The sequence below is a fragment of the Rhizobium sp. GW821-FHT14E12 genome (genome assembly GCF_058803745.1).
The window spans coordinates 76,678-93,931 of record NZ_JBXAPH010000002.1; the positions used below are offsets into that span (position 1 = coordinate 76,678).

The following is a 17,254-nucleotide window of genomic DNA, read 5'->3' on the forward strand; positions in this document are numbered from 1 at the left end:
TGAATGGAATAATAAGCTCATGGCAGGAGAGGTGATTGGACAGGCTGCAATGCATGAAAGTGCTGGTGAAAGTGGCCGACGCCGGCAGTTTCGCTGCTGCGGCGCGGCAGCTGCACATGAGCCCACCGGTCGTAACCCGCGCAATTGCGTTTCTGGAGGAAGTCACCGGCGCGCGTCTTTTCCTGCGCTCGACGCGATCGGTGAAGCTGACGGCGCAGGGCCGTCACTATGTCGAGGATTGCCGCCGCATTCTCGGCGACATCGATGAGGCCGAGGCGTCGGCCGGCGGCTCCTATGCGACGCCCTCCGGCATGCTGACGGTCACGGCGCCGGTGCTGTTCGGGCAATATTACATCATGCCCATCGTCACCGCGTTTCTTGCCCTGCATCCGGCAGTCACCGGCCGCGTACTGCTGTTCGACCGTATCGTCAATCTGGTGGAAGAGGGGATCGATGTCGCCGTTCGCATCGGCCGCCTGCCGGATTCCAGCTACAATGCCGTCAAGGTCGGCACCGTGCGCCGCGTCGTCTGTGGCGCGCCCTCCTATTTCGAGCGCCATGGTGTGCCAGAGACGCCCGCCGATCTCGCCGGCCATACGATCATTGCTAACACCGGATCATCCGCGCCGCTCGACTGGCATTTTGGCCCCGAGGGCAGGCTCTCCCCTGCTCTCCATCCGCGTTTGTTCTGCAACTCGGTCGAAGCCTCGATTTCGGCGGCATCGAGCGGTTGGGGCCTGGCCCGCACGCTTTCCTATCAGGTTGCAAAGCCGGTCGCCGAAGGTCGGTTGCGTATCATTCTGGAGGATTTCGAGGAGGAGCCGCTGCCGATCCGTGTCGTGCATCCCGAAGGCCGGCACGTCTCCGCGAAGACACGCGCCTTTGTCGATTTTGCCGTGGAGCAGTTGCGCAGAGGCGCGGCGATTCTTTAGCCGCCGGCAAGCCCCGTGTGCCAAGCCTCGCGGTAATCTTGCAGGCCCCGCAGCTCGGCCCGGATAGGCTGGCTCGCCGTCGCGGCCGCCGGCCGGATACCGGTCAATAGTGCGGCGCCCTGGCTGGTGCCGGTCGAGCCGGGCAGGGCCACGACGTCGGAACCCGTCAGTGCGGAAAGTGCGGAAAGATAGGCTCGGTTGAGGGCAAATGGTCCTTCGACGAAGATCGGCCCCTTGGCGCCGATCAGGCCGAGGCAGGCTTGCGTCATCAATGCCAGATAGAGGCTGGCGGCGGCGAGGCGTTCCGCAGGGCTTGCCGATGCGTCGCCGATCCAGCGCATCTTCTTGCCGGGAAACGGGCCGGAGCCTTCGACCACGTTCGGTAATAGCATGATGCCCTGGCCGATCACGGTTTCGAGCGAAGCTTCAATAGCATCGGGATTCGCCTGCCCGATCTCGCCCACGAGAATCTCGAATTCCCGCCCGCCCATGAAGCGCGAAGAGGGGACTGCGCGGCCATAGGCGTCGACATTGGCGAGCGCATCGCGTTTGGGATCGAGATGCTCGAGATCGCCGCCGACCGCGAAGCTGATCACCCAGGTGCCGGTCGACACCACGGCGAAGGGCGCCTCGTTCTCCACCAGATGGGGCAGCAGCGAGGCGTTGGAATCGTGGATACCGCAATAGACCGGAATCGGCGTATCGACATCGATCTCTCTGGCGATCCTGGGCAGGATAGGCCCGAGCGCGTCGAAGGCGGAGCGGATCGGCGCCATCAGGGGACGAATGCCGAGCGTATCGACGAGTGAGGAATAGGCTCCGGTCGTCGGATTCCAGATGTCGGTATGGCAGCCGAGCGAGGTGACTTCGTTGGCAGCGACGCCGGTCAGGCGGAAGGCCCAATATTGTGGATAGGTGAGGATGGCGCGGACGCGGGCAAAATCATCAGGAAATACGCTCTTCTGATAGTGGATCTGCGCGCCGACATTGAGCCCTCCCGAAAGCCCAGGTGAAAAGGTCTCGCTGAAAGGCGGCCGCAGGTTTTCATAAGCGTCGCGCACCGCGTCTGGATAGGCGTGCTCGTAGTCGAGCACCGGCATGGCAAGGCGGCCGTCGGCGGCAAGAAGCACGGCCGAGGCGCCATGGGTGGTGATCGATATCGCGTCGAAGCCAGGTGTCGTGGCAAAGCTCTTCAGCGCCCCGATGACGAAGTCCCACAGCCGCTCGATGTCGTAGTGCGGATAGGGACCAGTTTTCAGTACCGTATTGGTTGTTCGCACAGTGGCGATTTCGGCGCCGCTTTGCGCGTCGAGCACCACCACCTTGGCATTGGTTTTGCCGATGTCGAGAACGGCGATGCGGTGATAATTTGGAGTAGCTGTCATGGCAGATGGAAGACCGTGACGAGATCGCTCTGAACGGGCGAATTGTCGGGGTTGGTCGCCATGATATCGGCCATATGAGTCCACCATTTTTTCATGACGGGATGATCGGGCAGGCTCGCCATCGTGTGATCTGTCGGCCGCGTCAGCACGCCGAACAGCGTGTTCGTCTCGCGGTCGAGATGGATGGAATAGTCGCTGGCGCCGGCCTGATGCAGCAGCTCGACCAGTTCCGGCCAGATCTCGTCATGGCGCTTCCTGTATTCGAGCTCCATGCCGGGATTAAGCTTCATCTTGAAGGCGTGGCGTTCGAGAGATGCGGTCATTTGGAGCTCATGGTCTTGATGCGTTTTGCGACGATCGGCAGGGCGATGGTGATGATCAGAAGCAGGCCGATGAAGATCGACATGACGATGCCGGGGACGTTGAGCAGGCCAAGGCCGAAGGTCACCAGCCCCATGACGAAGGCAGCGATGACGACGCCGCCGATCGTGCCGGAGCCGCCGAGGATCGAGACACCACCGAGCACGACCATGGTCACGACTTCCAGCTCCCAGCCGAGCGCGATCGACGGCCGCGTCGAGCCGAGGCGCGAGGTGAGACACACGGCGGCAATGCCACTCATCAGACCGGTCAGCAGGAAGAGGATGAATTTGACGCGCTCGACCGGGATGCCGGAGAAACGCGCGGCAAAATCATTGTTGCCGATCGTATAGACCTGCCGGCCGAAATTGGTGGCATGCAGCAGGATCGCGAAGACGATCGCCAGCACGATGAAAAGGACGAACTCGAAGGAGAAGACCCAGACGACATAACCCTGGCCGAAATAGGCGAAGCTGTCGGGATAGTTGCCGTAGGCCTGGTCGCCCAGCACGATATAGGAAATGCCACGAAACAGGCTCATCGTGCCGATGGTGACGACGATCGAAGGCAGTTTCAGCCCGGAGACAAGGAAGCCGTTGAAGAGGCCGCAGATCAGCCCGACCCCAAGCCCGATGGCAACGAGGCCAACCGTGTCGACACCGGCCTGTGCCGCCGCCCCCATGGCGGTCGAGGCAAGCGCGATGATGGCGGCAACCGAAAGGTCGATTTCGCCGGCGATGACCAGCAGCGCCATGGCAAAGGCGATCATTGCCTTCTCAGTGAAATTGAAGGTCGCATCCGAGAGGTTATAGGGGTCGAGGAAGTAGGGCGACGCCAGCGAATTGAAGATGAAGATCGCGATGGCGACACCGAAGAGCAGCACTTCCCAGCTTGCCAGGATCCGTTTGAACGGCGTGCCGAGACGGTCGGGAATGCTGCGCTTTTCCGTGGTTGCTTCTGAAGCGATACTCATGCGGCGACCTCCTTGATCGAGGCTTCCTTCGCCGCCTGATCCCTAAGGATGATGCGGCCGCGATTGCGTTCCCGCCGGGCATTGAAGACTACGGCGAGGATGATGACGGTGCCGGAGATCGCCATCTGCGTGAACGGCGAAATGCCGATGACAGGAAGGGCGTTCTTGATGACGCCGAGGAACAGCGCGCCGAGCACGGTACCGGCGACCGAGCCAACGCCGCCGGCAATCGAGATGCCGCCGATGACGCAGGCAGCGACGCTGTCGAGCTCGAAACCATTGGCGATGTCGACATAGGCGACGGCGTAGCGCGACACCCAGAGATAGCCGCAAAGGCCCGCCAGAGCACCCGATAGCACGAAGGCCAGGAAGCGCGTCCAGCCCACATCGATGCCGGCATAGACGGCCGCGACCGGATTGCCGCCGCTGGCATAGGCCGAGCGGCCGAAGCGCGTATAGCGCAGCACGAAATACATCATCAGCACGATGGCGATGCCGATCCAGGCGAGCACAGGCAGGCCGAGCAGCGGCGTGCGCGGTACGCTGAGGAATTCCGGCGTGAACTGATGGGCGTTGACCCAGGCGCCGCCGGACAGCACGAAGGCCATGCCACGATAGATGGTGAGGGTGCCGAGGGTCACGACGATCGGCGGGATTTCCAGCGCCCAGACGAGATAGCCGTTGATGGCGCCAAGTGCCGCCCCCATGACGATGGCAGTGATCACCAGAACGATCAGCGGCAGGTCGGGATAGGCGGCGTTCAGCATGGCGACGGCCATGCCGGTGAAGGCGAGATTGGCGGCGACGGAAAGATCGATCGATTTCGTCAGGATGACGGTCATCTGCGCGAGCGCCAGGATGATCAGGATCGATGTGTCGTTGAAGATATTGGCGAGATTGCTAGGCTCGGCAAAGCCGGCCGCGCGCGTCGAAAAGCCGGCGATCATCATGACGATGATGGCAAAGAGCAGCGTTTCTCGTCTTTTGAGGATGCGTGGCATCCAACCCTCCCTATGCATTTCCCGTGGCGGCGCGCACCAGCGTTTCCGGTGTCAGCCCCTCGCGGTCGAACAGTCCGGCCGATAGCCCCTCCTTCATCACCAGCACCCGATCCGACATGCCGAGAATCTCGGGGAGTTCGGAGGAGATCATGATGATGCTGAGACCCTCGGCCGCCAGCTCGCTGATGAAGCCGTGAACGGCGGCCTTGGAGCCGATGTCGATACCCTTGGTCGGCTCGTCGAGGATGATGATCTTGGGCTGCGTCGCCAGCCATTTGCCGATGACGACCTTCTGCTGGTTGCCGCCCGAAAGCGTGCCGACTGGTACGGATAGGGCCGCCGCGCGCAGGTCCAGCCGTTCGGCATATTTGCGCGCCAGCGCGAACTCGTCGGCTGCCTTCAGGAAGCCCTTGCGCGAGGTGCGCCCGAGCGAGGGCAGCGACATATTCTGATAGATCGGCATGGGCAGCGCCAGACCGTGGCGACCGCGTTCCTCCGGGACATAAACTATACCGGCACGGATGGCATCTTGCGGCGAATGGATACGGATGTCCTCGCCGTTCAGCGTCAGCTTGCCGGAAAGCGGTCTGGTGATGCCGAAAAGGGACTGACAGAGCTCGGAGCGGCCCGCGCCGATCAGGCCGTAGACGCCAAGAATCTCACCGCGACGAAGCTTGAAGGAAATGTCGCGGAATTCGGTCCGATGGCAATAATTCGCGACTTCGAGCACGGTGTCGCCGATGGTGACAGGTACCTTCGGGAAGGCATCCTTGACGTCGCGGCCGACCATCATGCGGACGATCTCGTCCTGTGGCGTTTCCTTCAACCGGCCATGGCCGACAGCACGGCCGTCACGGAAGACGACGAAGTTGTCAGCGATTTCATAGACTTCATCGAACTTGTGGCTGATGAAGAGGATGGCCTTGCCCTGAGCCTTCAGGTTGCCGACGATGCGAAAGAGATCGTCGATCTCCTTGCGAGAGAGAGCCGCGGTCGGCTCGTCCATGATGACGATGCGGGCCTCGATCGACAGGGCGCGAGCGATTGCCACAAGATGGCGCTGCGCGATGGAGAGGTCCTTCAGGCGGATCGACGGATCGATGGTGCTTTCGAGCGATTCCAGCAGCAGCCTTGCCCTGCTGTTCATCGTCTTCCAGTCGATGGTGCGGAATTTCGTGCGTGGCGCGTGGCCGAGAAAGATGTTTTCGGCAACCGTCAGCTCGTCGAAGAGCACGGTCTCCTGGTGAATGGCGGTGACGCCGGCGTCGATTGCAGCCTGGGCGTTATGAAACGTGGTCGGCTTGCCGTCGATGAGGACTTCGCCTTCGTTCGGGCGGTAGATGCCGGTGAGGATCTTGACGAGCGTCGACTTGCCGGCGCCGTTTTCGCCGATCAGAGCCGTGACCTTGCCGGGATAGAGCGAAATGCTGACGCCGTCGAGCGCCTTCACGCCGGGGAAGATCTGTGAAATGCCGCGCATTTCGAGAATGGCTGTGCTGTCCACCATTGGCGTACCTGTGGCGGGTCGTTGAAGGACTGTGGTCATCAGCAATGTACCGGATAGGGTGAAACCAGTTCCGGCGGCCGAGGCCGCCGGAGGGCTGCGAACAAGGCTTCGATCAGAAAACCTTGGAGAACTGGTCGATATTCGAAGCGTTGTAGACGAAGGGGTCGGCCATGGCGGCTTCGCTGTTTTCGCCGACCTTGATCTTGCCCATGCGGCCGGCATTGATCTCGCTGCCCGGCTTGCCGGTGGTCTCACCCTTGACGAGGCGATAGGCGATCTGCGTTGCCGAATAACCGAGGTCGATCGGGTTCCAGATTGCGAATTCCTTGGTCGCACCCGACTTGATGGCGCCGGCCATTTCGGACGGCAGGCCGAGACCGGTCACGTAGACCTTGCCGATCTTGCCGGCATCCTTGACAGCCTGCGAAGCGGCGAGCACGCCGACGGTCGTCGGAGCGACGATGACCTTGACTTCCGGATGCGAGGTCAGGAGGCCCTGGGCTTCGCGGTAGCTCTTGTCCGAGAGGTCGTCGCCATAGACGGTGGTGACGAGGTTGAGGCCCGGGAAGTCCTTCAGCTGCTTCTTCATCTCGCCGATCCAGATGTTCTGGTTGGTCGAGGTGGTGGTGGCCGACAGGATGGCGAAATCGCCCTTGCCGCCGTCAAGATGATCCTTGGCGAGCGTCAGGCACATCTTGCCGATCAGCGCGTTCGAGGATGGGTTCAGCTGCAGGATGCGGCCGGCCGGAGCCACGCCGGAATCCCAGGAAATGACCTTGATGCCGCGCTGTGTTGCCTTCTTGAGGGCCGGGACGACAGCGTCCGGATCATTGGCGGAAATGGCGATGGCGTCAACGCCCTGCGCGATCAGCGAATTGATGACTTCGATCTGGCCTTCGGCCGTCGTCGAGGTCGGGCCGGTGTAGATCACCTGGACGCCGCCGAGTTCCTTGGCGGCTTCCTGTGCGCCCTTGTTGGCCGCTTCGAAAAAGCCGTTGCCGAGTGACTTCACCACGAGGCCGATCTTGATGTCCTTGGCACTTGCCGTGCCGGCCATCAATGCTGCGGCGAGCGCGACGCCAACCGCCAGTTTCTTTGCAATATTCATGTCTCTTCCTCCCAAAGTTGATAGTCTATGCTCACTCCGCCATAGACGCGCACCTCACGCGACTGATGGGGAATCCTCCTCTTCGGCCTGTGCCGAAACGCTTGTTATGATCAGGGATACGCCCGCATCCTCGATCATTCTTACGGTCTCCGCCGAAATGCCGTCGTCGGTGATGATGGTCGTCACCTGTTCGAGCGGACACAGGATCAGGCTGGAGCGTTGCTTGAACTTGCTGGAATCGACCATGACGACCATCTCGTCGGCCTGGCGCATCAGCTTCTGCTCGCTCTGGATCAGCAGTGCGTCCGCTTCCATAAGGCCGAGCGGGCCGACGCCTTGCGCACCGATGAACATGCGCCGAGCGTAGAAATTCCGCGTCGTGTCGTTGTCGAAGGGGGACAGGATCAGGCTTTGCTCGCGATAGATCGCGCCGCCAGGAATCGTCACCGTATTCTTCGAGTGCTTGACCAGATGTTCGGCGATCGCAAAGGAATTGGTCATCACCTGCAGCCGGAAGGCCGAGATATAGTGCACGAGCTGGAATGTCGTCGTGCCGCCATTGATGATGATGGCGTCGCCCGGATTGCACAATTCGGCGGCTTTGCGCGCAATTGCGCGTTTCTTATCGATATTGACACCTTCCGAAACCCGGAATGGTCGACCGGCCAGATTGCCGAGCTGCGGAGGGTGGATTGATTCGGCGCCACCGCGCACGCGCCGGATCTTTCCCTGCACATGCAGGGCCGCGATATCACGGCGGATCGTCGCTTCAGAGGCCTCGGTCAATTCAGAAATATCCTGAATCGTCACCACAGGTTTTTCCTGTACGGCGCTCAAAATGATGCGATGGCGTTCGCGTTCGTGCATCGGTTCCTCCTTGTTGGCGGTTATTCCGTAAATATGGCAGAGTGTCAATCACAAACGATCACAAACTTTCATATTGCATCGCAACATTATCAATTATGATCGTTTTCGATTGACAAAACGACTCTCTGTGAGCGATATCCTGATCGTAACGGGGCGGCGCCGTGGTTTTGGTGCGCTCGCAAATGATGATTCCATGGGAGGATGACATGACGGCTGAGGTTCGACTTCTGGACAATCGTTGGGATGACGCCTACGCGGCCAAGCTCGACGAGTCGGGCAAGTTGCTCTATCGCTCCAATCTGCTGGGCGCCGACAAGCGTATCACCAATTACGGCGGCGGCAACACGTCGGCCAAGGTCATGGAAACCGATCCGCTGACCGGCGAGAAGGTCAAGATCCTCTGGGTCAAGGGGTCCGGTGGCGATGTCGGCACCATCAAGCTCGACGGCTTCGCCACGCTCTATCAGGACAAGCTCGACAGCCTCAAGGGCATCTACAAGGGTGTCGCCGACGAGGATCGCATGGTCGGCTTCCTGCCGCATTGCACCTATAACCTCAACGCCCGCGCCGCTTCCATCGATACGCCGCTGCATGGTTTCGTGCCATTTACCCATGTTGACCACATGCACCCGGACGCGATCATCGCGATCGCCGCTGCCAAGAATTCCCGCGAACTGACCCGCGAAATCTTCGGTGATGATATCGGCTGGCTGCCTTGGCGCCGTCCCGGCTTCCAACTCGGCCTCGATCTCGAAGCCTTCGTCAAGGCGCACCCGACTGCCAAGGGCGTCGTGCTCGAAAGCCATGGTCTCTTCACCTGGGCCAACGATGCCAAGGATTGCTACGAGCTGACGCTGGCGATCATCAACAAGGCCATTCAATGGTTTGCGGCAAAGACGGAAGGCAAGACGATTTTCGGTGGCGCTGTGGTCCAGAGCTTGCCGCAAGCCGAGCGCCGCGCGATCGCCGCCAAACTGATGCCGGAAATTCGCGGCCGCATCGGCAAGGCCGAACGCAAGCTCGGACATTTCGACGATCAGGATGCCGTGCTCGAATTCGTCAATTCGAAGAATCTTCGCCCCCTTGGTGCGCTCGGCACCAGCTGCCCGGATCATTTCCTGCGCACCAAGATCCGCCCGCTGATCGTCGATTTCGATCCGGCCAAGCCGGATGTCGATGCCATCATCGCCGGCCTCGACAAGGCGTTGGAAGACTATCGCGCCGATTACGCGCGTTACTATAACGATTGCAAGCACGACAATTCGCCGGCCATGCGCGATCCGAATCCGGTGATCTTCCTGGTGCCGGGCGTCGGTCTGCTGTCCTTTGCCCGTGACAAGGCCACCGCCCGCATTGCCGGCGAGTTCTACGTCAACGCCATCAACGTCATGCGCGGCGCTTCCACCGTGTCCGAATATCAGGGCCTGCCGGAGCAGGAAGCCTTCGATATCGAATATTGGCTGCTGGAAGAGGCGAAGCTGCAGCGCATGCCGAAGCCGAAGAGCCTGGCTGGCCGCGTCGCCTTCGTCACCGGCGGTGCCGGCGGCATCGGCCGCGCCACGGCGGCGCGTCTGGTGGATGAGGGCGCCTGCGTCGTGCTGGCGGATATCGATCAGGCAGCGCTTGAGAACACGCAGGCGGATTTCGCCAAGAAATACGGCGCCGATGCGGTGCGCAGCGTCAGGCTTGATGTCACCAAGGAAGAGGGGGTCATTTCCTCCTTCGCGGAAGCTTGCGTCGAATTCGGCGGCATCGATATCCTCGTCTCCAACGCCGGCATTGCCTCCTCCGCGCCGATCGAAAGCACCGAGCTGTCGATGTGGAACCGCAATATCGACATTCTCGCCACCGGCTATTTCCTCGTCTCGCGCGAGGCCTTCCGGCTCTTCCGCCGCCAGAACATCGGCGGCAATGTCGTCTTCGTCGCGTCGAAAAATGGTCTGGCCTCGTCCCCGAACGCGGCCGCCTATTGCACGGCCAAGGCCGCCGAGATCCATCTGGCGCGCTGCCTGGCGCTCGAGGGCGCGGATGCGGGCATTCGCGTCAACACCGTCAATCCCGATGCGGTCCTGCGCGGCTCGAAGATCTGGAACGGCGAATGGCGCGAACAGCGCGCCGCCTCCTCGAAGATCGAGGTGGACGATCTGGAGGAACATTACCGCAAGCGCTCGATGCTGAAGCTCAATGTCTTTCCGGAGGACATTGCCGAGGCGATTTACTTCCTGGCTTCGGATCTTTCCGCCAAGTCGACCGGCAATATCATCAACGTCGACGCCGGCAACGCGCAGAGCTTTACGCGCTGATATCATTCGGCTTGCGCCGGCCGGGACAAATGCCGGCGTGAGCCTTCGCTTTTTGGGAGGAAAGAATGGCTGAGTTTAGAATTGCCCCCGATCTCGTGGCAGCGGAAAATGACAAGCGCGCCGCCGCGCTGACATCCGATTATGAGGCATTGGGCGCGACGCTTGCCCGTCGCGGCGTCGATATCGAAGCCGTGACGAAGAGGGTCTCCGAATTTTTCGTCGCCATTCCCTCTTGGGGCGTCGGCACGGGCGGCACACGTTTCGCCCGCTTTCCGGGCACCGGCGAGCCGCGCGGCATTTTCGACAAGCTCGACGATTGCGCCGTCATCAACCAGTTGACGCGGGCGACGCCGACGGTTTCGCTGCATATCCCCTGGGACAAGGCGGATGTTTGGGAGATCAAGGCAAAGGGCGATGCGCTCGGCCTCGGCTTCGACGCCATGAACTCCAACACCTTCTCCGATGCCCCCGGCCAGGCGCATTCCTACAAATATGGCTCGCTCAGCCATGTCGACGCGGCAACCCGCGCGCAGGCCGTGGAGCACAATCTCGAATGTATCGAGATCGGCAAGGCCATCGGTTCCAAGGCGCTGACCGTCTGGGTCGGCGACGGCTCGAATTTCCCCGGCCAAAGCAATTTCACCAGGGCGTTCGAGCGCTATCTCGCCGCCATGGCGGACATCTACAAGGCGCTGCCGGACGACTGGCGACTGTTTTCCGAACATAAGATGTACGAGCCGGCCTTCTATTCCAGCGTCGTGCAGGACTGGGGCACCAACTATCTGATCGCGCAGACGCTCGGTCCGAAAGCCCAGTGCCTCGTCGATCTCGGCCATCACGCGCCGAACACCAATATCGAGATGATCGTCGCCCGCCTTATCCAGTTCGGCAAGCTCGGCGGCTTCCACTTCAACGATTCCAAATATGGCGATGACGATCTTGATGCCGGTGCGATCGAGCCGTACCGCCTGTTCCTCGTCTTCAACGAACTGATCGATGCGGAACAGCGCGGCGTCAACGACTTCAATCCGGCGCATATGATCGACCAGTCCCACAATGTCACCGATCCGATCGAAAGCCTGATCTCCAGCGCCAATGAAATCCGCCGTGCCTACGCGCAAGCGTTGATCGTCGACCGCAAGGCATTGGCGGGCTATCAGGATGCCAATGACGCGCTGATGGCGTCGGAGACACTGAAGCGCGCCTATCGCGCCGATGTCGAACCGATCCTCGCCGAAGCGCGCCGACGCACGGGCGGTGCTATCGATCCCGTCGCGGCCTATCGGGCTAGCGGCTATCGGAAGAAGGTTGCGAGCGAGCGTCCGGCTTCCGTTGGCGGTAGCGGCGGGATTGTCTGAGGCGCCTATAGATCCGGCGGATTGGCGAAAGGATCGAGAGAGCGGACGTCCATCAGCCGGAAGTGCCTCAGGTTCCGAGTGAGAACCGTGTAATCATGCCGCAACGCCGTTGCGGCAATGGCTGCATCTTCGAACCCTGGATCGCCGCCGCGGCCGACTGCCTGGTCAAATAGGCGGCCGGCGATGCGTGCCGTCGCCGTGTCGAATGATAGGATGTGTTCACCATAGAGATGAACGGTGAGTTCGAGCCATTCACCAAGTAGACTGGCTTTTTTGCTGGCGCCTGTCCGATGGGCTTTCGCGATCCCAGTTTCTATTTCAGCGATGGTTACTGTGGATAGGAAAAACTGATCGGCATGGGCGGCGATCCATGCCCGAGCCGCCTGTGACAGCAAATCTTGCGCACGTAGAGGCGATGTCGCGGAGATAATATTGGTATCCAGAAGATACATCAGACATCGTCACCGCGCAGTAATCGGCCCGGTTTGCGCGCGGGTAGGTCGTCATCTTCGAGTGGCGCATTGGTAAGCAGCCAGCCGAAAGACGGTACCTGCTTCAGTTTTTGATATTCATCGTAGGAAATGATGACGGCGGTGCGTTCGCCGTGACGGGTGATGATGGCTGCATTGCCGCTAAGAGCGTCATCGACAACGGCGGAAAGGGTAGCCTTAGCGTCCTTCAGCTGAATTTCTTTCATGGGTCACCTATATGACTAGTGTGGTCATAATGTAAAACTGACCCGATGCGCCGTCAATACGTCGGTAGATTTTGCCTCGGGAGTGCCGACGGTGATTAAATGATCCACCGGCTGACCATGGGTGCCCGAATTTTCCAGGGAGGGGACGCGGCGGACGGATAGGGCACGAAGCGAAAATTATTTCCTGGCCCGATTCAACCGGCCTAACTGATCAGCCTTCGATACTCGCGTTCCGGCACTCCATAGGAGCTTCCTGCAAGGGTCTCCAGCCCGACGCGGTCTCTGATGGCGACGAAGCCTCGCTGAGAGACGATAAGATGCTTTCCCTCAAGAACGTGCAGCGTCGTCGTGACGCTTTGCCGGCGGACCGCAAGCATGACGGCAAGAAAGTCATGGGTAAGGTCGATCGTGTCTCCGTCGGTGCGATCGTGACACATCAAAAGCCAGCGCGCCAAGCGCTGCTCGATCTGGTCTGCCGCGTTCGAGAATGCGGTATAAGCCGTTTGAATTGATGCAGCCTGGACATATCTTAAAAGCAGATTGCGCAGCTCAAGCCTATCGCTTGCGGCTGCTAGAATATGCGCGTTTTGGATGCGGTACCCTGCGCCAGCGACCTGCATGAATATCGAGAAGGGTGCCGATTCTGACCCTTGAAGAACTGCGGTCGGGGAAAACCCTTCGCGACCGAAGACGCCTATCTCGGCGCTCTTGCCTTCGGGAGCCCGCACGACGACCGATCCGATCCCAGATTCGAGAAAATAGATATAGTCGCTGATCCTATCAGGCGTTGCGATCATGAACCGTTTTGGAAGATCAATGTTTTCAAGATAAGGCGCAATATGATCGTAGTCCTGATCGGACAAGGACCTTAAAAGCGCATTGCGAATCTCTGATTTTTTAGGCGGGGACATGCTCTCTCCTCGTAAGGGCAAGAGCAATCGGGTCTCCCAGTCGGCCGCGCCATAAAGTCTACGGACGATCAAACAATCCTAGTCTCTGATAGTGTTCGATTTATGTTTATCGAAAAAGATGCGCAAGCTGGCGTGGTGTCTCTGCACGATACCGAACATAAAAGGTGTCGGCGGACCGAGGCTGTGGCTAACGTGAAATTCCCGGACGGCGAGATGTGGGGCTTGGGCTTACTTGGCTCAACTGCCCTTGATATCACTGTCATAAATCGCCCTATACCAGGAAACAACGTAACTTAGATCGAGCTTGCTGCTGTTTTTGAGAATATTCTGAAGTAAAAAATCTTGCCGGCGGCCATATTTGCAAATTGATGTGTGCAATTGGACTTAAATGCAGCCGAAAAGGTAGACTTTTGTCCGGTATCGGACAAAGGTAATCTGAGCCTTATGCGGGGAGGCTTAGGGTGGTCTCCTTCGTCACCGCAATGGCGGGGGAGACGGCTCTGCCATTGAGACCCTTTCAAAGCGATTCGCGTATTGCGCGACCCTGTGCTAGGCGCTCACAAGCGTGCCGCGTTCAGGCAATAAGAGCAGCTCTGGCTGGGCAAGTGATACTATCTGAAGTTGTTTTGTAGCGACCGCAGCCGAATTCGTGGGCGCGCCCTCAACCAGACTCAATATCCCAGTGCGACTCCGTCCTTGCGGTGGTCGGAAGCGCCGAGGAGGACGCCGCGCTCGTGATCGATCATGATCGCTTGCGCGCCGCCGATTGGCTCGTCCGCCCATTCGGTAACATGCCCGCGCCGCTCGAGATCCCGCCTGGTCTCTTCCGAAATCGTCGGTTCCAGCGACAGCTTACCGCCGAAGCAGAAGCTGCGCGGCTGGTCGCTTGCCTGCTGCGGATCGAGATCGCGGTCGAGGATCTGCGTCAGCATATGGGCATGGCCGGCCGCCTGATATTGCCCGCCCATGACGCCGAAGCTCATGCGCACCTTGCCACCTTCCATCAGCATCGCCGGGATGATGGTGTGGAAGGGCAGTTTGCCGGGACCGATGGCGTTCGGGTGTCCCTGTTTGACGACGAAGCCCGCGCCACGGTTCTGCAGCAGCACACCGGAGCGCGGCGCGTAAATGCCACTGCCGAAGGGCATGAAGACCGAGTTGATCAGCGAGATCGCATTGCCGTCGCGATCGACCACGGAGATATAGACCGTGTCCCTATGCGTCGGCCCATCCCAGATAGAGGCATCGGCCGCGCGTTCAAGGCTGATTTTCGCGCGCATGGCAGCGATTGAGCGGTCGGACAGCAATTCGTCGATGTCGAAGGTCAGATAATCCGGATCGCTAATCAGCTGGTCGCGCATGGCGTAACCGGCCTTGGTGGCTTCGGCGTGCAGATGAATGCGATCGGCCTCCGAGAGCTTGGGGTCGCGCAGATCGAAGCCGTCGAGGATACGGGTGATCAACAGGGCCGCAAGGCCCTGGCCGTTCGGAGGGCATTCCACAAGGTCGCGGCCGCGGAACTTGCCGGAAATCGGTGTGGTCTCGAATGCCTTGTAGTCGGCGAAATCGCTTTCCTCATGCAGGCCGCCGAGCGATTGCAGAACCTGGGTGATCTCCTCGGCCACCTCTCCACGATAGAAGGCGTCGCGGCCGCCCCTGGCGATGGCTTTCAAAGTGGCGGCGAGCGCCGGATTGGTCATGCGTTCGCCGGTCCGTGGCGCCCGGCCATTAGGGAGGAAATAGGCTGCTGAAGCCGCGTGTTTCGCAACGCGGTTGCTGTAGCGGTGCCAGTCGAGCTCGACGCGGGGCGTGATGCAATAGCCTTCTTCGGCCGCCGCAATCGCTGGCGCAAGCACGCGGCCCATGTCGAAGCGGCCGTAAGAGCCGATCAGCCGGCACCAGGCATCGATGGCGCCGGGGATGGTGACCGCATGCGGGCTGTCGTCGGGAATGGCGGTGAAGCCTTTTTCGAGGAAATAGTCGAGTTTCGCCTTTTGCGGCGCGCGACCGGACCCGTTGAGCGCCACAGGTTTGCCGCCGACTGCACTATAGAGGGCAAAGCAGTCGCCGCCGATGCCGGTCATATGCGGGTCGATAACGGATTGCAGCGCAACTGCGGCGACTGCCGCATCCACCGCGCTGCCGCCCGCGCGCAGGATGTCGACGGCGGCAAGGGTTGCCAGCGGATGCGAGGTTGCAGCCATGCCCCTGTCGGAAACGGCGACCGAACGGCCCGGCTTGAAAAAATCCCGCTGCTGCATGTCTCTCAACGTCCTCTGTCAGTCTTGCGTGCCTCCGCGAACGCTCGCGGTCTCTCTATCGTTTTAAGGTGTTTTTTCCGTCATGGAACCCTTGCCGTGCTCGCCGCGCCCAGGAATTTCGAACAGCGTAGCGCGAAACCGGTCAAGTGCCGCGGCAATGGCGCCGATAAGGCCGGCTTTGCTGCCAAGCGGGCTGATGGTGCAGGAGAGAGGCACCGGCACGCAGCGCGACAGATAGAAGATGATCCGCTCGACCAACTCGGGCCGGGCTCCGACACTGCCGCCGAAAATCACCCTTTCCGGATCGACCACGGCGGCGATGGCGACAACAGATGTGGCGACGAGACGCGCCACTTCGTCGATCACGATGGTGGCGACCGGGTCATCCTTGCGCTCGAACATGTCGCGCACGCTGAGGCCGGGCGTGCCGCCGAGTGCTTCATAGCGACCACGGATGGCAATACTGCCGATCGACGATTCCAGCGCGCCGGCCGCGAAACTACGGGAATCGAAGGGATCGGCGCCGATCGGCAATGTGGAGATCTCGCCGGCTGCACCGCGTGCACCGCGGATAAGGCGGCCCTCGTTGATAATTCCCATGCCGATACCGGTGCCGAGTGCTACGAAGACGAAATTATCAATGTTGCGGCCATCGCCACGCCATTGCTCGCCAAGCGCGGCCAGGTTGACGTCGTTGTCGATGAGGATGTCATGCCCCAGCCTGTCGCGCAGACTATCCTCAAGCGTCAGTTCCGTCAGGCCGGGGATGTTCGGCACCATCGCCAGCCGCCGGGTTTTCGGATGGATGGCGCCGGGAATGCCGATTGCGCCCATTGCCACGGATTTCGCAGCAATGCTGGATTTTTGCAGGAGCGCTTCATGCATGCTCGCGATCTGCTCGATGACATGTTCGCCGCCGCGCGCATCCGTGCCCTCTATGGCCTCCTCGATGATATCGCCTGTAAGGCCGGCCAGTGCCGCGTGGATCTTGGTGCCGCCGACATCGGCGCCGAAGACGAAGGCCTTGCGCGGCTCAAGCTCATAGGTCACCGCACTCCGCCCGACTGCGCCCTGGGTGCGGCCAGTGACACGCAGCCAGCCCTCCGCTTCCAGATCACGAACAATCTCGGACATGCTTTGCTTCGAGAGCCCGGTCAGCCGCGCCAGCTCGGCACGGGATACGGGGGCGGTTTCGAAGATGACGCGCAATACCGCGCGCGATGTGACCTGCCGGGTATGGGGAATAGAGGTTGATATATCCATTGTCGCCAATTCGTCAATTTTCAGAACAAACTACGGCGATCGAATAAGCCGTCAAGGTCTTTCTTCGCGATTTTCAGCGAATTTCGTCGACTATCGTTTTCATGCAATATATTTTGGTGAGTTTTCTTTACGAATTTGACGGCTGGGTGCTGTCTACGGTTTTGAATCGTCGCGCGGCATGTGGCGCCGGTTGTATTTTCGGGGTAGCCGGGGCGCTGGAATTGAGTATTGTCGGTGGGGATGAGGGCCTTGTTTGTGTTGTCGAAGGAGGTTCTGGAGGGACGTATCTCGCCCGTTGCGGGCTTGGTAATTATTGAGGAAAATCACC

The 17,254-nt window shown here is 60.4% G+C and carries 15 protein-coding genes; 3 read left to right on the forward strand and 12 right to left on the reverse strand.

Annotated features, from left to right (window positions below; translation table 11 throughout):
- The first annotated feature begins 35 nt into the window (after nucleotides 1–35).
- Nucleotides 36–932: a LysR family transcriptional regulator gene (locus AC1RO0_RS08530; protein ID WP_498592474.1), complete on the forward strand. Its 897-nt coding sequence runs from the start codon at nucleotides 36–38 to the stop codon at nucleotides 930–932.
- Here AC1RO0_RS08530 and AC1RO0_RS08535 read toward each other — a convergent pair.
- From AC1RO0_RS08535 to AC1RO0_RS08565, 7 genes are all read right to left on the reverse strand, one after another.
- Nucleotides 929–2,317, reverse strand: coding sequence for an FGGY-family carbohydrate kinase (locus tag AC1RO0_RS08535; RefSeq protein ID WP_498592475.1), 1,389 nt, complete (start codon nucleotides 2,315–2,317; stop codon nucleotides 929–931). The genes AC1RO0_RS08530 and AC1RO0_RS08535 overlap by 4 nt on opposite strands.
- Nucleotides 2,314–2,640, reverse strand: a complete 327-nt coding sequence (gene rhaM / locus AC1RO0_RS08540) for an L-rhamnose mutarotase (protein WP_498592476.1) — start codon at nucleotides 2,638–2,640, stop codon at nucleotides 2,314–2,316. Before rhaM ends, AC1RO0_RS08535 begins: the two co-directional genes overlap by 4 nt.
- Nucleotides 2,637–3,650, reverse strand: coding sequence for an ABC transporter permease (locus AC1RO0_RS08545; protein ID WP_498592477.1), 1,014 nt, complete (start codon nucleotides 3,648–3,650; stop codon nucleotides 2,637–2,639). Before AC1RO0_RS08545 ends, rhaM begins: the two co-directional genes overlap by 4 nt.
- Nucleotides 3,647–4,651 (reverse strand): ABC transporter permease, encoded by a 1,005-nt coding sequence (locus AC1RO0_RS08550; protein WP_498592478.1) that lies wholly within the window; start codon nucleotides 4,649–4,651, stop codon nucleotides 3,647–3,649. Before AC1RO0_RS08550 ends, AC1RO0_RS08545 begins: the two co-directional genes overlap by 4 nt.
- Nucleotides 4,652–4,661: 10 nt before the next feature.
- Nucleotides 4,662–6,197 carry a sugar ABC transporter ATP-binding protein gene (locus AC1RO0_RS08555; protein WP_498592479.1) on the reverse strand — a complete coding sequence of 512 codons (1,536 nt, stop codon included), beginning with the start codon at nucleotides 6,195–6,197 and terminating at the stop codon, nucleotides 4,662–4,664.
- 73 nt (nucleotides 6,198–6,270) lie between these two features.
- Entirely contained in the window at nucleotides 6,271–7,266 is a 996-nt protein-coding gene (gene rhaS / locus AC1RO0_RS08560) for a rhamnose ABC transporter substrate-binding protein (protein WP_007694384.1), read from the reverse strand.
- Nucleotides 7,267–7,320: 54 nt separating this feature from the next.
- Nucleotides 7,321–8,133, reverse strand: a complete 813-nt coding sequence (locus AC1RO0_RS08565) for a DeoR/GlpR family DNA-binding transcription regulator (RefSeq protein WP_498592480.1) — start codon at nucleotides 8,131–8,133, stop codon at nucleotides 7,321–7,323.
- 206 nt (nucleotides 8,134–8,339) lie between these two features.
- Between AC1RO0_RS08565 and AC1RO0_RS08570 the strand changes: the two genes are divergently transcribed.
- Nucleotides 8,340–10,436, forward strand: a complete 2,097-nt coding sequence (locus AC1RO0_RS08570; protein ID WP_498592481.1) for a bifunctional rhamnulose-1-phosphate aldolase/short-chain dehydrogenase — start codon at nucleotides 8,340–8,342, stop codon at nucleotides 10,434–10,436.
- A gap of 65 nt (nucleotides 10,437–10,501) precedes the next feature.
- On the forward strand, nucleotides 10,502–11,794 hold the full coding sequence (rhaI, locus tag AC1RO0_RS08575) for an L-rhamnose catabolism isomerase (RefSeq protein ID WP_498592482.1): 1,293 nt from the start codon (nucleotides 10,502–10,504) through the stop codon (nucleotides 11,792–11,794).
- A gap of 5 nt (nucleotides 11,795–11,799) precedes the next feature.
- Here the strand turns inward: rhaI and AC1RO0_RS08580 are convergent, their stop codons facing one another.
- From AC1RO0_RS08580 to AC1RO0_RS08600, 5 genes are all read right to left on the reverse strand, one after another.
- The gene (locus AC1RO0_RS08580; protein WP_498592483.1) at nucleotides 11,800–12,246 is read right to left on the reverse strand and encodes a type II toxin-antitoxin system VapC family toxin; all 447 of its coding nucleotides are present in this window, start codon (nucleotides 12,244–12,246) and stop codon (nucleotides 11,800–11,802) included.
- Nucleotides 12,246–12,491: a type II toxin-antitoxin system Phd/YefM family antitoxin gene (locus tag AC1RO0_RS08585; protein WP_498592484.1), complete on the reverse strand. Its 246-nt coding sequence runs from the start codon at nucleotides 12,489–12,491 to the stop codon at nucleotides 12,246–12,248. The genes AC1RO0_RS08580 and AC1RO0_RS08585 overlap by 1 nt, the downstream gene beginning before the upstream one ends.
- 203 nt (nucleotides 12,492–12,694) lie before the next feature.
- The gene (locus AC1RO0_RS08590) at nucleotides 12,695–13,402 is read right to left on the reverse strand and encodes a Crp/Fnr family transcriptional regulator (protein ID WP_498592485.1); all 708 of its coding nucleotides are present in this window, start codon (nucleotides 13,400–13,402) and stop codon (nucleotides 12,695–12,697) included.
- Between the two features lie 671 nt (nucleotides 13,403–14,073).
- Nucleotides 14,074–15,663, reverse strand: coding sequence for a gamma-glutamyltransferase (gene ggt, locus AC1RO0_RS08595; RefSeq protein ID WP_498592486.1), 1,590 nt, complete (start codon nucleotides 15,661–15,663; stop codon nucleotides 14,074–14,076).
- Nucleotides 15,664–15,726: 63 nt separating this feature from the next.
- Complete coding sequence (locus tag AC1RO0_RS08600) at nucleotides 15,727–16,926, reverse strand: ROK family transcriptional regulator (RefSeq protein WP_498592487.1); 1,200 nt, start codon at nucleotides 16,924–16,926, stop codon at nucleotides 15,727–15,729.
- Between the last annotated feature and the right edge of the window lie 328 nt (nucleotides 16,927–17,254).

Excerpts from the sequence above, each read along its gene's own strand:
- AC1RO0_RS08535 (WP_498592475.1), bottom strand. The coding sequence starts at position 2,317 with ATGACAGCTACTCCAAATTATCACCGCATCGCCGTTCTCGACATCGGC.
- rhaM (WP_498592476.1), bottom strand. The coding sequence starts at position 2,640 with ATGACCGCATCTCTCGAACGCCACGCCTTCAAGATGAAGCTTAATCCC.
- AC1RO0_RS08545 (WP_498592477.1), bottom strand. The coding sequence starts at position 3,650 with ATGAGTATCGCTTCAGAAGCAACCACGGAAAAGCGCAGCATTCCCGAC.
- AC1RO0_RS08550 (WP_498592478.1), bottom strand. The coding sequence starts at position 4,651 with ATGCCACGCATCCTCAAAAGACGAGAAACGCTGCTCTTTGCCATCATC.
- AC1RO0_RS08555 (WP_498592479.1), bottom strand. The coding sequence starts at position 6,197 with ATGACCACAGTCCTTCAACGACCCGCCACAGGTACGCCAATGGTGGAC.
- rhaS (WP_007694384.1), bottom strand. The coding sequence starts at position 7,266 with ATGAATATTGCAAAGAAACTGGCGGTTGGCGTCGCGCTCGCCGCAGCA.
- AC1RO0_RS08565 (WP_498592480.1), bottom strand. The coding sequence starts at position 8,133 with ATGCACGAACGCGAACGCCATCGCATCATTTTGAGCGCCGTACAGGAA.
- AC1RO0_RS08570 (WP_498592481.1), top strand. The coding sequence starts at position 8,340 with ATGACGGCTGAGGTTCGACTTCTGGACAATCGTTGGGATGACGCCTAC.
- rhaI (WP_498592482.1), top strand. The coding sequence starts at position 10,502 with ATGGCTGAGTTTAGAATTGCCCCCGATCTCGTGGCAGCGGAAAATGAC.
- AC1RO0_RS08580 (WP_498592483.1), bottom strand. The coding sequence starts at position 12,246 with ATGTATCTTCTGGATACCAATATTATCTCCGCGACATCGCCTCTACGT.
- AC1RO0_RS08585 (WP_498592484.1), bottom strand. The coding sequence starts at position 12,491 with ATGAAAGAAATTCAGCTGAAGGACGCTAAGGCTACCCTTTCCGCCGTT.
- AC1RO0_RS08590 (WP_498592485.1), bottom strand. The coding sequence starts at position 13,402 with ATGTCCCCGCCTAAAAAATCAGAGATTCGCAATGCGCTTTTAAGGTCC.
- ggt (WP_498592486.1), bottom strand. The coding sequence starts at position 15,663 with ATGCAGCAGCGGGATTTTTTCAAGCCGGGCCGTTCGGTCGCCGTTTCC.
- AC1RO0_RS08600 (WP_498592487.1), bottom strand. The coding sequence starts at position 16,926 with ATGGATATATCAACCTCTATTCCCCATACCCGGCAGGTCACATCGCGC.